We start from the raw sequence: 12,887 nt of genomic DNA, 5'->3' as shown, positions 1-12,887 counted from the left end.
GATGGAGCCATCGAGGATACGACCACCACTACCTAACTGCGAGTGGCTATCGTACGCCGGCGGCCATGAACGATGTCATGGCCGGGTAAGCCTGGCTTCAAGTACATCGGCCGCGACTAACATCGCCGACTTGGCATCCCCCATATTCCGATGGGCCATGCTGCTGAGGGCCTGGTGGAGAGGTCTGCCTTTGAAGTCTGCCGGCGTGCGATTCTGGATTGCGTCGGCGGCCAGGACCATGACGGTCTGACAGTCGCCGTTGCTTTTCCTGGCCAGCCGGCGTAGCTCGTCGGTCAATGGCCGACCGTTGAACTCTTCCATCATGCTCAACTCCTTCCTGCAGTCTACCGCTACTTGAAATCTTCGCGGTACGGTTGTTTTTGGGTCGGGAAGGGAAGGCCCTTCTTCTTCAGCCGGGAGCGAACTGCCTGAGCCTTCTTGGTGGCCTTCTCCCGGCTCTCCGCCGGGATCTGGTACACCTCGCTGAATTCGTAGTCAGAATCCTCTGGCCTTCCACCTGTGGTCCAACTACCAACAGGGAAGCGGGCAACAGTCCAGAGCCTGGTTTCCATGTGAATCTCCTTTTGATTCATTGTTTTGACAGCGGACTGGAACGCTCCGCCCATGATTTTGCCGGTCGATCGGTGCCAAAACCGTCGTTTTTAGTAGAACTCGACCTTCCCGTCAGCGCTCCGGCGCTCTCCTGAATGAGTCTCTCGATGCCAACCTTCAGGCCTGGTCTCGTAGTAGTCCCAGTCCTCTAGGGCGCAGAGGGTAGTTATCAGGTCGGAATAGCACCAGCGCCTTGAATAGCTCGTTACGGTAACGTCGGCCACGATGGCATAGGTGAACATGAACTTGATGACGCCAGCGACGCGCCCGCAAGGGAATCTCTTGGTGTCCAGGAAATAGCCGCTGGTCTTCATGTCGGCCGTTCGTCATCACTGGGTGGGGGCAGGCTGGTCGGGTGGCTTCCCAGGACAGTTTTCTGTTTAACGCGCATGATGCAGCTGCTCCTTGCTCCTTGCTCCTTGCTCAAAGCTCGAGGGCACTGGGCATCTGGCCCTTGTTGATGTTCACGTTGCACCGGCCAACAATCTGGGTGGTACCGTTGAAGAACACGACTTTGGTGATCACGTCTTCGCCTAGGTAATCCTCTGCCAGGGTTCCATAGGCGTAGCGGTGGCCATCCAGGGGTGCCTGTACCGAATGATGGGTTTGGCCAGGCCGGTTCCAGTCCTAGACCGGATTACTTTTGGATGCGTGCCAGCAGGCGCAGCATGTCCACCGGCACATTGGGTTTCTTGGAGACATGAGCCGGAGTCACGCTCCTCCCACCTTTGCTGTCGCAGGGTTGCCGATCATTGCGGCGTACCATCATGGCGGGTACGGTCAGCCCTTGCTTTGCAACGGCAGCGCCCACAACCAGCTTGCCTTCGTTGCTGCTGATCTGCAGGTCATTGCCATTTTCGTCACGGACAATGATCGAGGCGTCCATCGACATCGCGGCCTCAAAGCGCACGACACCATTGACCAGGTCGTAGCCGAGATTGGCCAATTGTTCCACAGGGGAAGTCAGGGTGTTCATGGGGCTCTCCAAAGCGCGTATTGGTTGATGAAGCGATCTTTACAGCGATGAGAGTGTGCCGCCACCCCTTACCCTGAGAAATATCGGGCCTGCTCTCCAGGGCAGTGTTTCGACGTGGCCAGAACTGAGTCACCCGTTATATTGAGGTCGATCCCCGAATTCGGTCAGGAAAGGCAATGGTCAAGATTTTTGTGGACGCCCGGGAAATCCCTTCACGTATTCCCGATGCCCTGCGCGAGATGGGCGCAGAGGTTGAAATCGTGAACCTGGAGGTTGGGGACTACGTCCTGAGCGCCGATCTAGTGCTGGAGCGGAAAACCGCCATCGACTTCTGCATGAGCGTTACCGATGGCAGATTCATCAACCAGTCCAGCAAGATGATGATGAACTTCAAGCGCCGAATCTGGCTAATTGAAGGCGACGTCTATTCCACCAGGGCCCAGATTCATCCTGATGCACTGGATGGAGCACTGAGTTATCTGGCAGTGGTGCACCAACAGACGGTGCTCTGGTACAAGGCCCCCAGGCGTGCGGCCGGAATGATCTACCGGCTCGCCAAGCACGAGCAGGATGGACTCGACTACGTGCCTGCCACTCGCAAAGGTAAGGTGCCGGCCGGCGTTGGCCAGTCTCTGTTCACTCTGGAGGGTTTGAATGGTTGTGGCCCAGTAGCCGCGCGCAAACTGCTCGAGCACTTCCGTTCCGTACATGCGGTGATCAATGCCTCGGTGGAACAGTTGTGTGCGGTGAAGGGGATAGGTCCGAAAAAGGCTCAGGCTATCTACGACGGGATTCACTTCCAAGTTTCGAAAGGCATGTCAGTTGAAGAGCAGCCCTCTTTGTTTGCTGATCCGCCGGCATCAGATCCGTTGGTTTGAATTCAAGTTACTGCGAGGTAAGCCCCCTGCGTAGCAGGGGCTTTTTGCTGGCGTTGGTCTTTGCAGTTCAGTCCAGAGTGGTGCCACTATCCCTGCGCTTGATATTTGGGTTGAAATTGAGTTCTGGGAGCCCTGCTGGCAGTTTCGCATGCGAAATCGGAAGGGAAGCATGGCTTCATAACGTAAAACCCCCTCAGTCTTGAGGGGGCTTTTGTTAAGCGGTCGCCACGAATTACTGCTTGCGCTTTGAGGTGGCTGACTTCGCGCTATCGTAGCCGTCGACATAATCTTCGTACTGGGCGCTGCCGATGCGCAGTGCGCTCTGCTCAAGCGGTACCCCGCAGTGGTAGGCCTGGCGGCCTGCTTCGAAAGCGATCGACTTCTCTTGCTTGGCGGCCATAGGTCAGTCCTGGATGTCTACTTCGACATTGAACCCGGGCAGATCGGGTTGCGCGTCATCCAAGGCTGCCCCTACGTGGTCATGAAACTGTTGCTCAGTCATGTCCATGTCAGCGAGTTCGTCGGCGGTGAGGGATAGTCCCGATGGGTTTCGGTGGTCATGACCGGCTCCTTACTCGGTACCGGCCAGCCAGCCAGGTTCCCTGGCCTCGGCCAGCCATTGCCGAAGCGTACCGACAGAGACACCTGGTTTGTCTTCTTCCTGCCATGGTTTGTCGAGCAGATCGCCGACAACCTCGGTGCAACTGTCGACTTCCTCACAGTCAATGCCCGTCAGGTCGGAGTGCAGCCGGAGGGCTTCGGCCTCGTCGGCGGCGGCGTAGTAGTCATGGTCGTCCACTCGGAAACAACGAAGGTTGATTGTCTTTTCGACCGGGTTTCCATCGATAGTCAGCTGTTCCATATCGGGTCTCTCTCTGGTTGCTCCTGAACAGAGCGGTTCGTTATTCGGCTCCGGCGATGATCGCCTGTGCCCAAGTACGTGCTGCGTGGAATGCGTAGCCTCGGGTCGGCTCATCGGCGCAACCGCCGGAGCGCCAGCCCTTCACTTGATGGAGCAGAGTCTTGGCTGCATCACTCATGCACATGTCCTCTGATTGGCGCGCGGTACTCAGCTTTCGCCCCGGAGAAGTCCGTCCTCGTCGTAATCCGATGCACCGTCACCACCATTAAACGATCCATCCAGGCGTGCCAGAATCAGTCCTGCGCGTCGGGCGTCTGCCTCGGTACGAAGGTCACCTGTTCCTGAACCGCCGAAGATCTCCAACCCCAGAGCTGCAGCCTCGCGGGCATAACGGCTCAGACCGGCAGCTATCCTGCGGACCTCCTTCGGATCAAGCCCTGCCGCCTCGCATTCGCGCGCGTTGACTTCCATGATCAGGCCAGCCGGGCTTTGAAGCCGAACATCGCAGTTGCGTCCTCGAAACAGTCATCCAGTTCCTGGTACGCCTTGTATTTGGCCTGGGCGTGGTTGGCAGCCCAAACTTGCATGGTTTGCCGTGCAGAATCCCACCAATTCCTCCCCCAGATCAGGACTTCAAACTGGCGGAGGGGGAGGTCACTCGTAACTTCCCCGTACACCATCTCGTCCGTGGGGTGGTAATTCCGAATCCGCTTCTTCGGGTCGCTATCCAAAACCACGCCGATGTAATGGCCGTGGTCCGCCATGATCGTGCCTGGTTCACCGTAAGCGGTAACGCGCCGGCCAACGCATGCTGGGACTTGATAGTGCTGGCGCACGTACTCGAATGCCATAGGGGCTCCATTACGCCCTGCGGGGCGAACTAATTTTCCGGGCTGCATGGGAGAACGAGCTGGTACCGCGATTCAACTCTCTCTCCGATGCCCCCTGGCAGAGCCGTGACGAACTGCCAAGGGTATCGGGCCTGTTTTACCTGGCAGGCTCAGGCGGGGAAGGCGTTAGTCCAGGCACTTCAACTCATATCCGGCCGGGGTATGGGATAGCACCCACCGGCGTTCATCGATGTCCGTCAGGTTGGCATTCCCCCTGGCGCGTGCGAAATACAGCAAGTTCGACGGGGTAGGCTTGTGCAGGTCCGAATAGCAGGTCTGCTCGTCGATCCATGCCAGCACTTGGGACTCCGTCATGGCCGTGAGGGGGCGGTTTCAGGGGTTTGATGCACTGTCGGGGTTCTCCTGGAGCGTTATGACTTCAGCCCATCTTCTATTTGATCAGTGCGTGCCAGAAGCCACCGGTAGGCTTTGTCTAGTCAGCCAAACTGTCGATCAGGGTTTCGATTTCGCTCTGGGCCTCTTCAAGACCTTCGCGGGTGGCCTCGCGACTGCGGCTGGTATCGCCGTAGTAAGCGCGGATCGCGTCAAGCAGTTGAACAAGATCCATGGTGCTTCTCCTGGTGGGGTGTGCTGGACAATAACGCCCAGGATGTGGATTTGGAGGTCGGGGTTACGGTTGCCGGAGACGAAGGAGCCGCTTCAACTCTTCAAAGTCGGCTAGATCGGACATGCCTTCATCGTCGTGGGCAATGCGCTCCAGCAGATCCCGCGGTAGGACCACATGATTCGCAGGAAGGACGTAAAGCTCCTGCACCTCATAATCAGGCCATTCCTTTGGGTTGGCCTTGACCATGTCATGGTGCTCCTTGCTGCATGGTCCCCAGTGCTGGGGAGCGCTCAGGAAGAACGCACGATGACAAACCGGCTTCAGCTTCTCAGGCATGGCCGGACTCCGCGCCCTTCAGTACAGCGTCCAGCTCTGCAATGACCTCCGCAGGGGTCAGCACTGCTTCTTCGCTGAACATCCTGCAGTCGCCGAAGCATTGCCAGGCGATGACCTGTCCAAGTCGACGAAGAAGCTGTTCATTACCCGTCCACGCTGTAGCGTTGCACCTTATTCATGCTGGTCTCCTTCTGCCTTGGGGCACTTACACGGACCGATTTCCGCGGACCAGGTGCCGGCGAAGCGCGGTTCGACGGTCCAACCGTCGTACAGCCATTTGCCGAGCAGCCTGCCCGCATCCGCTCGCTCAGTGCGATTGATGTCCATCGCACCAATGGCAACGCCGCACTGGCAGGTCGCAACGAACCCAGTTGGACGGCGCTTCATGCCTCGTCCTCCTGGGCGACAACGCCATCACCAACCAGGTCGGAAGCGAGGAGGAACAGTACCGCCTCGGCAATGCCGGATTCACCCGCACGGGAGGCGGCATAGCCGGCACCGTTGTGCAGGTGCTGGACGATGATGCGCTCGCCGGTACGCTCGATCTTCCAGTTTGCCGGGATCACGCGGACTTGAGCCGCCTGGCTGGCCAGTGCAGTGTCCCGTTCAGCTTGGAACGAGTCGGCAAGGGCCTTGTTAGCGACCGCCAGCCGGTCGAAGAGATCCACACGTGCTTGCAGACCAGCGACGTCGCGCTTGTACTGGTCGGCAGTTACCAGCTCGACCACTACATCGCCTTCGGTGGTTACACGTTCGGCCTGGAGCCGCTCGACGACCTTGGAATCAACCTGAATGTCGTTGTCGCCGTACTCCGAGCCGCTGATTCCTCCCAGCAGCAGAGCACCCACAACGTCAGGTTTGAGTTCCGGAATCAGCCAGGCCGGACGTGTCATGTCTACAGTCGGGATGGATTTGTCGAGCAGGACCTCCTGGGATTCCCCCCAGGTGTATTCGATAACACCATCGGCCGTCGTCTTGCACCCGATCATCCCGAAACTAACGATAGGATTCCGAGTGTGCCGACTCAGCGGGATACCGGCAGTAATCAACTGCTGGCGCGTCGGTTCGTGGTAGTTGAGCAGGCTGCTGCAACCGGTGGGTTCGCTGTCGGGATGCTTCAGTCGGACAACGATCTTCTTCGGCCTGCCTTCTTTGGCGACGGACTCCAGTTCGCTCATTCGGGAGAGAATATCGTCGCGGGGTGCCAGGGGCTGTGCTTTGGAAAGTGCGCCGGCCAGCATGTGGATGCATTTCTCGTCATCCGCAATGAGTGCCATTTCTTCGAACAGCTTGCGTGCCAGTTCGATATCGCCAACAGGCACCGGGCTGGTATTGTCGTCCTCGTCCAGGCGCAGATATTCCGCGTACTCCGCGGCATTGCATTTGGGGCACGGAATATCACCGCCGTTGAGCAGCGGCCCCCCAGGCTCATCGCAGCTATCTTCGTCCCAGAGGTAGCCATTCTGGCATTGAGCATCCAGGTACGGCGCTCCGAAATGTTTGCCTCGGTAGTCACACCCAAGCACAGGGCTAGGGGAGGCTTGCCCGGCTTCGACAGGGCGAGTGGCGTACTCCAACATTTTCCCGATGAGGTCAGCATCGAAGGTGCTGCTCTCGCGCAGATACTCGATGACGAACGTTGGATCGAAGCACGACCAATCAGAAGGTCGTTGATCCTGAACTGCCTCATGCGCGCCAGGTTGCTCAACTGCCGTTTTGATCGAGGACAGGACGTGTGAGCCCACTACTTTTTTGATTGCGGCAAGCAGATAGGACCAAGCAAAACCACGATCTTCCGAAGGGATGAGCCCCAACGCGCGACCGACATCATCCCGGCACTGCTTGTCGAGCGCCAGCAACTGGTCGGAGTGGGCGAGCGGGAGGCTCTTCCCGATTGCGCGCAGTTTGTCACGCAAGTCGTCCAACTTCTCCCACCATTTCTCGCCATAGTGGTGCCGCAGATTCGCGCTGCTGTCGTGCCCGGTGAAAACCTGGATGGCATCTGCAGCCTGTTTCACCAGCTCGAGGGTGTTCGCAATCTTGGTCTCGTAGGTCTCTTCTTGACTACCTCCGGCCAGCACTCCTTCCTGGTGCTCGAGCAGCAGTATTGCCCCTTCCTCAGGGCACTCATCGTGGTAGGCGTACAAGCCTGCCACAGGGAAGTCCTCGTCCTGCTCATGCAGCTCGATCACCAGCGTCTGCTCGAACTGCTCAGGAGTGTTGTCCGGGGCCAGGAACTCGATGGCGTTCAGCAACTGATAGCCGTTCAGCACGAGGCTGGGTACATGCCGGGGTTGATCGTCAGCATCGAGATCGTCCTTGTCGTACGGCGCCATACCCTGGGTGGGCAGCACCTGGGCGGGCTCATGGTCAACCAGGTAGATGGCGATGTCCTCTGGGAGTCTCTCGTGGCGCGCGTAAAGGCCGGACTCAGGACAGCGGATCTCCTGAGATTCGGAGTGCAGTTCGATCACCAGTCGATGACTCATCTGTTCAGGGGTGCGCTCCGGGGCCAGGAACTCCAGAGCATTTCGGATCTCATAGCCGTTCATCGCAAGGCCCATGGCTTGCGGTGTTGCGTCGGCTTCGGTTCGACCACCGGATTTCGAGGGGGATGGGATGAAAGACATGTTGGCTCCACGAGATTGGGAATGAAGAGATGCTGGCGTGCCTGTTACTCTGCAGAGAGCGAGGTGTCAGCCGTGCCGGCGTTCGATTCGGAAGTGATCTTGAGGATCTTTTGCACGCCCTGATTTCGGCGGGCGAGGATCTTGCTGTTCATTTCGTGGGCGGTGTGGTTCTTGCCCTTGAATACCCACCCGCCAGAAGAAAAGAGGGACTGTTTTTCGTCGTACTTCCATTCCTTCAGGTAGGCGTGATACGAGTCCAGCACCTTGGCGATCTTGTCTTCGGCGGTTTGTATCCGGCTCATCTGGCTAGTCCTCCTGCATTTGCTTGTCGAGGATCGCCCCCGTGGCCTCCTTGAGGCCCCGGGAATAGCCCAGCCCTTCAGCGCGGCTTAGCTCAATTTGATGCAAGCTTTGCTGGCGCTCCATGGCATCCGCAGCGTCCTTAAGGCCCCGGGAATAGCCCTGCTCTTCAGCACGGCGAAGCTCGATCTGATGTTGGGTTCGCTGGCGCGCCATTGCTCGGTGGATTTCGGCATCCTCGTCGTTGTAGCTGCGCAGACGTGCTTCCATCTCGCGGTACTCCGCCACGTCGATAAGGCAGGCCGGCGATTGCATCTCATGAGTGCCGAAATGAAGGGCGGCAGCGGCCTCGTCGAGGAAGTGCTCGCCACAGTGGAAGCAACGCCAGCCTGCCGTCCGATCCGCGCGCATGGTGTCGGTTTCGGCCTGCTCTTTTTTCAGGTGCTGGGACAAAATGCAGGCGAAATCAGCAGCCAGGCGATCGCGGATGTATCGGGTGAAGTCGTAGCGTCCGAGTTTGGTTTGGAAGTAATCCACCAGGTAGCCGCGGCCGCCAGCCGATGTGCTCAGGTTGTGCCGGGTCTCACTCATGGGCGTTCTGCTCCTGTTGGGCCAGGCTGGCAAGGAGGGCCATGGACTTGTGAGCTGCCCCGCTGGGGTTGTACTTCGTACAGTTGCTAGTTCTTGTGTCCTGCTTTCCATTCTCATAGCCGGACACGTAGGTGTGCCAGAAGGCGGTGTAGGTGACCAAACCGACATGCCCTTCCACGTCGGTGGGTTCAGGCATGGGCCGGGGCACCTTGGACAGTGCGTTCCACAGTTGGACGAGGCCTGGCTCGGTGAAGGTCGATACCGAATGCTTGCAGGCCGGGCATGCAGCTTTCCAAAAAGGTCCCAGGGAGTTGCGTTCCAGGGTCACGGCCGGAAGACGTTGATCGCCGCAGCGGCACAGGTTGAAGGTGGGCGAGGCAGTAAGCGTCTTGATCTGCGAGAGAGCCCCCTCATACATCCCTGCGAGCTTCGCATGGGCCTCATTCATCCCAGCAATGGTGACCTTGTTACGCTGCAGCTCGGCTTGAGCCGTAGCCAGGTCCTGCAAAGCTATGTCCAGCTGGGCCGTCAGAGCATCCACACTCTGGTGGTACTGCTCAACGGCCATCAGCTGCTTGCACTGCCCCGAAAGGGGCGAGAAGGAAAGGCCGGCGACGTCCTGCTTGTGGTAGTTGAGGTACGCGAGAACCTCCGGCTGATGGATGAGGGACGCCGGTATGGTGCTTTTCGCTTCGATGCTCATCGCTAGCAGTTCCTGAAAAATTGGAGGAATGGGATTTCACGGAAGCAATCATCGTCGCCCTAGGGGTGTGCCAGAACCAGACCCTGCTCAGGCAGGCTGGGCTTCTGCCAGGGGAAACTTGACCAGCAATGCAGTTCCACGCCTGAGCGTTCAAGTCGGCTGATGTCCTCCGTGCGTTCGCGCGGCGATATCAGATTGTCGGGCGTGGTGTCGGGGTGGCCTGGATTCTCCGTAGACGCCTTCCCATCCCGGTTCGTTGGGTTTGTGGCGGCAAGCATCCATACGAAGACGGCCGTCGGCCCCCCTGAACATGAATGCAACGGGCGCCTGATCTTTAAGCCGCTCAAGCTCGGCTTTGAATTGATCGCGTTCCGCTTCAGCGGACTGCAAGGCCAGGACGGTACGCTCGTAGTCTTCCGCATGGTCGGCTTGGTTGAGGTGTGCCAATACCCCAGCAGGAGCTGATCACTCCTGCCACAGTCGCCAGGATCAAGAACACGCCGAGGTGTTTTCGGTGTCGTCTGAGCACGGGATTTCTCCAAAGATGGACCCGGATTGTCCCGCGACCGAAATTTGGCTACCAACGAAAGCGACCGGCTGAAATTCGCTTGATGAGAGTTTTGAGGGGGAAAGCGAGTGTCCTAATCCACTCGCTCGAAATGCTTGTCCTGCGGAGGGTTATGGGGGTGAGAGTTAACCCAACCCATTCGATTCAATGAAAGCGATCACCGATTCAGTCGTCGGTTCGGACAGCAAGTGATACGCCACAAAGTGGAAGCAGCTGTCTTCGCTCTCAAGCATGGAGAGTTCATCTCGGTTGAATGACCAGCGCTGGCCAGCATGGTCAAACTCTGTGTACTTCTCAGGGAGAGGATCGACTGTCACCGGCACGAATTGAGGCTTGGTAATCCATTTGCGTGTCTGGCGGTAATCCTCATCCATCCAGCCCCCAATGCAGGTATTGAACGCGCTGCTATCGAAGTCGTAAGGCTCAGCCTCGTCGATCGTGCTATTGCGGTTCGATCTCTATCCCCAGCGCCGGCACATATTGGGGAACCGCTTGCAGAAAGCGCCCTGGGCCGCACGTTGGCTCAAGGACGAAATCCTTGGCGCTGAGGTGGCTGAAGTTCTTTCGTACGATCGCGGCTGCAGCCCAGGCCGGGGTTGGGTACTGGCCGAGTTCGATCTGTGTGTTATGCGTGCTCATCGCCTCAAGTGCCTGTTCGTTGATCAATTGAGGCAAGAATCGGGCTGGTCCTCCCGTGCCACCATCTGCGATCCGGAAATCAGCCGTAGCCTTTGAGCATGTACCTCCTCAGGAGTGGAGTAGCCTCGGGGAATCAATAGGGGAGATTTCCTATGCCGTGGATTGATCTGAAATCAGCACTGAAAAGCGAGGCCGGATTCCTGGAGTTCATCAGGAGCAGCTATAGGCACGGCACCGTCGTGGCCCTGTGCGCTGGCGCGATTGGAATCCTGAACCGCAGGTTGGAAGCCGCGGTGGCTCGCAAAGACCGTGACGGTCAGCGTTACCTCTATACGCAGATCGAAGTGTTGCGAAGCGAGATGCATGGCCACGCTTGGCAGCTGCCTCGAAGAAGGTCTTTGCCCTCTGCAAATGATCCGGGGTATTTGTTGCCCGCATCATCATCATCCCGAGGTGGTACATCGCCGTTACGTTGCCTGCTTTGGCTTCGGGGAAAAGAAGGTCCCAGGCCTTCTGATTTTCCCCTTTGAGCATGAGTACCAGGCCTTCGCCGACGCGCTGATCCTCTGAAGGACCTTTCTCCGCTGCGTTCAGTGAGGTACTGATCAGCAGGCTACTTAGCAGCAATAGAAATACCCGCACGGGCTCTCTCCTCGTGATAGATCGGCATGAACTCTTTCATGTAAATGTCGCGGTACTTTTTGGTCTTGGAGTGGTAGTAGCCGACCGCCTGAAGATCTGATCCGTACCGCTTTTTCAGGTCCGTGAGATGGCGGGCTGCGTAGTCAAGATTGAAAGCAGGATCGAGCCACTGCTGGACAGAGGCCTTGCCCTTGCCGTGAAAGCGGTAGTTGATTTGCGCGATTCCGAGATCGGTATTGAGTAGCCAGACTTTGCGCACGCGCAGCTGCCCATCGAGGACTTCTTTCGCGTCATCCATTCGTTGAAGGAGAGCGGGGAAGCCCTGGGCCTGTCTGCTGCGCTGATAGCTATTGGCGAAACTCATTGCAGCTCGTTCAGATGGGAAGAACCGCCGTATTGCTTTGGAGTTTTTGTCCGGGATGATCTTTACAAGCCAGGGTGCGGAGGTGAGCGCCCACAGGGCATTGACGGCCTGGTCTTTGGTTTGGAACCAAAAACCTTCGCCGTCTACGTTGAATACCCACGGCTGTTTTCTGGATTCCTTCTGCACCATTGCCCGGAACACGAGTCGATCATTTCCGTATCTGGCTGCCGTAGCGTCGATGAGGTACTGCTTTCACACAAATCCGCGGACGAGCCTTGCTTATCGCGACTGGCGACGACTTCGCCACTGGGGTTCTTGTCGGCGCTTTGGTGATGCGTTGCTGAACAGCCGGTTTGGTTTGCTTGGCCTTTTCAGCTTTGAGTTGGGCTTCCATCTTGCTGAGCTTCTGCTCGAGGGCTGAGATCTTTTCAGCCTGAGCGGCAATGTCAGCGTTAGCCTTTGTCAAAGCCTCATTGCTTTTCGGCGCTTCCTTTACGGGAGCACTATCCGGGTTGACGCTGGGGGTTCCAGCGAAAACGGGGGGCTGCTTTTCCGCGCCAATCGAAGAGGTAATTGCGGGCCCAGATTGGCTTGCTATTGGTGCTTGAGCACCGAAAGGATTTGCCGGCGAATCCTCATGCGGCGAGAAAGGCTCCGCGGCAGGAGCAAGAGCAAGAGCAGGAGCAGGAGCAGAGACACCCAGGTCAGGGGATGCGGTGGTGTGGGGTGCCGCCTCGCTCAATGGCTGGTCCAGCCCACCGAATGCTGGAGGAGCCGAACTGATTTCAGTTGGTTTTTGGAATGGCTCTGGTTCCGAACTGAGACTGCTCGAAGTTTGACCGGGACCATCAATAGGCAGAGACAGATCATCCTGGGCGCCAGGTTCTGCTTGGGTGTGATCGGCGGGTTCTGTGCCAAAAGCCATTCCTTCCTCGCTGGAGGTAGGGGTCTCCTGGGCTGCTTCATTCTCAGAAGGCGTTTGGCTTGTACTGGAACCCTCCATCTGACCTTTGGCGAAGAGGACAAGCCCCACGACCAGGATCGCTGCAATCAGCTTTTGCCCCATCGTGAGTTGGGAAAGCTTGTTGGTCTTCTTGGGTTTCTGATCATCATCTTCCGCAATGATCGGTTCCAAGGGCTCCAGTTCGTCGCCGTGTGCGTCGGCTTGAGGCGACTCTTTCGCGGCCGCCGAACCAAGGTCAATGGTGGGCTCTGTGCCTTGGCTGGCGCTGTCCTGTCCTGGCTTTTTACGTGCGAGGTTGCCAACCCCCGAGCTGATCTTATTGACGAGGTCCTTCAGGGAAGGTTTTTCTTCGTTGTTGCTCATG

Annotated in this window: 16 protein-coding genes and 5 pseudogenes; 3 read left to right on the top strand and 18 right to left on the bottom strand. The window is 57.9% G+C overall.

The features are described 5' to 3' along the window. Positions 1-75: 75 nt before the first annotated feature. The 4 genes and pseudogenes from GST84_14075 to GST84_14060 all read right to left on the bottom strand — a co-directional run bounded on the left by GST84_14075 (position 76) and on the right by GST84_14060 (position 1,588). On the bottom strand, positions 76-324 hold the full coding sequence (locus GST84_14075) for a hypothetical protein (protein ID XGB13418.1): 249 nt from the start codon (positions 322-324) through the stop codon (positions 76-78). Between the two features lie 26 nt (positions 325-350). After that, the gene (locus GST84_14070; GenBank protein XGB13417.1) at positions 351-572 is read right to left on the bottom strand and encodes a hypothetical protein; all 222 of its coding nucleotides are present in this window, start codon (positions 570-572) and stop codon (positions 351-353) included. A 90-nt stretch (positions 573-662) separates the two neighbouring features. After that, positions 663-1,003: pseudogene (locus GST84_14065) on the bottom strand (hypothetical protein). A gap of 246 nt (positions 1,004-1,249) precedes the next feature. After that, positions 1,250-1,588 carry a hypothetical protein gene (locus GST84_14060; protein ID XGB13416.1) on the bottom strand — a complete coding sequence of 113 codons (339 nt, stop codon included), beginning with the start codon at positions 1,586-1,588 and terminating at the stop codon, positions 1,250-1,252. Between the two features lie 176 nt (positions 1,589-1,764). Between GST84_14060 and GST84_14055 the strand changes: the two genes are divergently transcribed. Beyond that, on the top strand, positions 1,765-2,466 hold the full coding sequence (locus tag GST84_14055) for a DNA-binding protein (GenBank protein XGB13415.1): 702 nt from the start codon (positions 1,765-1,767) through the stop codon (positions 2,464-2,466). Between the two features lie 571 nt (positions 2,467-3,037). Here the strand turns inward: GST84_14055 and GST84_14050 are convergent. The 10 genes from GST84_14050 to GST84_14005 all read right to left on the bottom strand — a co-directional run bounded on the left by GST84_14050 (position 3,038) and on the right by GST84_14005 (position 9,346). Beyond that, positions 3,038-3,328: a hypothetical protein gene (locus GST84_14050; GenBank protein XGB13414.1), complete on the bottom strand. Its 291-nt coding sequence runs from the start codon at positions 3,326-3,328 to the stop codon at positions 3,038-3,040. Between the two features lie 207 nt (positions 3,329-3,535). Next, positions 3,536-3,799: a hypothetical protein gene (locus tag GST84_14045; protein ID XGB13413.1), complete on the bottom strand. Its 264-nt coding sequence runs from the start codon at positions 3,797-3,799 to the stop codon at positions 3,536-3,538. 2 nt (positions 3,800-3,801) lie between these two features. After that, positions 3,802-4,179: a hypothetical protein gene (locus GST84_14040; protein ID XGB13412.1), complete on the bottom strand. Its 378-nt coding sequence runs from the start codon at positions 4,177-4,179 to the stop codon at positions 3,802-3,804. Between the two features lie 165 nt (positions 4,180-4,344). Then, positions 4,345-4,533 (bottom strand): hypothetical protein, encoded by a 189-nt coding sequence (locus GST84_14035; GenBank protein ID XGB13411.1) that lies wholly within the window; start codon positions 4,531-4,533, stop codon positions 4,345-4,347. Between the two features lie 316 nt (positions 4,534-4,849). Beyond that, positions 4,850-5,122, bottom strand: coding sequence for a hypothetical protein (locus GST84_14030; protein ID XGB13410.1), 273 nt, complete (start codon positions 5,120-5,122; stop codon positions 4,850-4,852). A gap of 171 nt (positions 5,123-5,293) precedes the next feature. Further along, entirely contained in the window at positions 5,294-5,509 is a 216-nt protein-coding gene (locus tag GST84_14025; GenBank protein XGB13409.1) for a hypothetical protein, read from the bottom strand. Continuing rightward, entirely contained in the window at positions 5,506-7,752 is a 2,247-nt protein-coding gene (locus GST84_14020; GenBank protein XGB13408.1) for a hypothetical protein, read from the bottom strand. The genes GST84_14025 and GST84_14020 overlap by 4 nt, the downstream gene beginning before the upstream one ends. A 44-nt stretch (positions 7,753-7,796) precedes the next feature. Then, on the bottom strand, positions 7,797-8,054 hold the full coding sequence (locus GST84_14015; GenBank protein XGB13407.1) for a hypothetical protein: 258 nt from the start codon (positions 8,052-8,054) through the stop codon (positions 7,797-7,799). A 4-nt stretch (positions 8,055-8,058) separates the two neighbouring features. Further along, the gene (locus GST84_14010; GenBank protein XGB13406.1) at positions 8,059-8,643 is read right to left on the bottom strand and encodes a hypothetical protein; all 585 of its coding nucleotides are present in this window, start codon (positions 8,641-8,643) and stop codon (positions 8,059-8,061) included. Beyond that, positions 8,636-9,346 (bottom strand): hypothetical protein, encoded by a 711-nt coding sequence (locus GST84_14005; GenBank protein XGB13405.1) that lies wholly within the window; start codon positions 9,344-9,346, stop codon positions 8,636-8,638. The genes GST84_14010 and GST84_14005 overlap by 8 nt, the downstream gene beginning before the upstream one ends. 162 nt (positions 9,347-9,508) lie before the next feature. Between GST84_14005 and GST84_14000 the strand changes: the two genes are divergently transcribed. Beyond that, positions 9,509-9,811 (top strand): hypothetical protein, encoded by a 303-nt coding sequence (locus tag GST84_14000; protein ID XGB13404.1) that lies wholly within the window; start codon positions 9,509-9,511, stop codon positions 9,809-9,811. A 228-nt stretch (positions 9,812-10,039) separates the two neighbouring features. Here GST84_14000 and GST84_13995 read toward each other — a convergent pair. Both GST84_13995 and GST84_13990 read right to left on the bottom strand, forming a co-directional pair. Next, positions 10,040-10,366: pseudogene (locus GST84_13995) on the bottom strand (hypothetical protein). After that, positions 10,362-10,553, bottom strand: a pseudogene (locus GST84_13990) (class I SAM-dependent methyltransferase). Before GST84_13990 ends, GST84_13995 begins: the two co-directional pseudogenes overlap by 5 nt. A 363-nt stretch (positions 10,554-10,916) precedes the next feature. On the opposite strand from GST84_13990, the gene GST84_13985 reads away from it, so the two are divergent. Further along, complete coding sequence (locus GST84_13985; GenBank protein ID XGB13403.1) at positions 10,917-11,123, top strand: hypothetical protein; 207 nt, start codon at positions 10,917-10,919, stop codon at positions 11,121-11,123. Between the two features lie 43 nt (positions 11,124-11,166). Here the strand turns inward: GST84_13985 and GST84_13980 are convergent. Together GST84_13980 and GST84_13975 are read right to left on the bottom strand one after the other, a co-directional pair. Next, positions 11,167-11,805 (bottom strand): annotated as a pseudogene (locus tag GST84_13980) (transglycosylase SLT domain-containing protein). Then, a pseudogene (locus tag GST84_13975) lies at positions 11,804-12,886 on the bottom strand (hypothetical protein). Before GST84_13975 ends, GST84_13980 begins: the two co-directional pseudogenes overlap by 2 nt. Between the last annotated feature and the right edge of the window lies 1 nt (position 12,887).

Origin of the sequence: Pseudomonas putida (genome assembly GCA_041879295.1) — a bacterium.
GTDB lineage: Bacteria > Pseudomonadota > Gammaproteobacteria > Pseudomonadales > Pseudomonadaceae > Aquipseudomonas > Aquipseudomonas putida_Y.
Note: the sequence above shows the minus strand (reverse complement) of the source record. Positions and strands in the feature narration are given on the sequence as shown.

Excerpts from the sequence above, each read along its gene's own strand:
- GST84_13985 (XGB13403.1), top strand. The coding sequence starts at position 10,917 with ATGGCCACGCTTGGCAGCTGCCTCGAAGAAGGTCTTTGCCCTCTGCAA.
- GST84_14050 (XGB13414.1), bottom strand. The coding sequence starts at position 3,328 with ATGGAACAGCTGACTATCGATGGAAACCCGGTCGAAAAGACAATCAAC.
- GST84_14025 (XGB13409.1), bottom strand. The coding sequence starts at position 5,509 with ATGAAGCGCCGTCCAACTGGGTTCGTTGCGACCTGCCAGTGCGGCGTT.
- GST84_14000 (XGB13404.1), top strand. The coding sequence starts at position 9,509 with ATGTCCTCCGTGCGTTCGCGCGGCGATATCAGATTGTCGGGCGTGGTG.
- GST84_14045 (XGB13413.1), bottom strand. The coding sequence starts at position 3,799 with ATGGAAGTCAACGCGCGCGAATGCGAGGCGGCAGGGCTTGATCCGAAG.
- GST84_14020 (XGB13408.1), bottom strand. The coding sequence starts at position 7,752 with ATGTCTTTCATCCCATCCCCCTCGAAATCCGGTGGTCGAACCGAAGCC.
- GST84_14010 (XGB13406.1), bottom strand. The coding sequence starts at position 8,643 with ATGAGTGAGACCCGGCACAACCTGAGCACATCGGCTGGCGGCCGCGGC.
- GST84_14055 (XGB13415.1), top strand. The coding sequence starts at position 1,765 with ATGGTCAAGATTTTTGTGGACGCCCGGGAAATCCCTTCACGTATTCCC.
- GST84_14075 (XGB13418.1), bottom strand. The coding sequence starts at position 324 with ATGATGGAAGAGTTCAACGGTCGGCCATTGACCGACGAGCTACGCCGG.
- GST84_14060 (XGB13416.1), bottom strand. The coding sequence starts at position 1,588 with ATGAACACCCTGACTTCCCCTGTGGAACAATTGGCCAATCTCGGCTAC.
- GST84_14035 (XGB13411.1), bottom strand. The coding sequence starts at position 4,533 with ATGACGGAGTCCCAAGTGCTGGCATGGATCGACGAGCAGACCTGCTAT.
- GST84_14005 (XGB13405.1), bottom strand. The coding sequence starts at position 9,346 with ATGAGCATCGAAGCGAAAAGCACCATACCGGCGTCCCTCATCCATCAG.
- GST84_14040 (XGB13412.1), bottom strand. The coding sequence starts at position 4,179 with ATGGCATTCGAGTACGTGCGCCAGCACTATCAAGTCCCAGCATGCGTT.
- GST84_14015 (XGB13407.1), bottom strand. The coding sequence starts at position 8,054 with ATGAGCCGGATACAAACCGCCGAAGACAAGATCGCCAAGGTGCTGGAC.
- GST84_14030 (XGB13410.1), bottom strand. The coding sequence starts at position 5,122 with ATGCCTGAGAAGCTGAAGCCGGTTTGTCATCGTGCGTTCTTCCTGAGC.
- GST84_14070 (XGB13417.1), bottom strand. The coding sequence starts at position 572 with ATGGAAACCAGGCTCTGGACTGTTGCCCGCTTCCCTGTTGGTAGTTGG.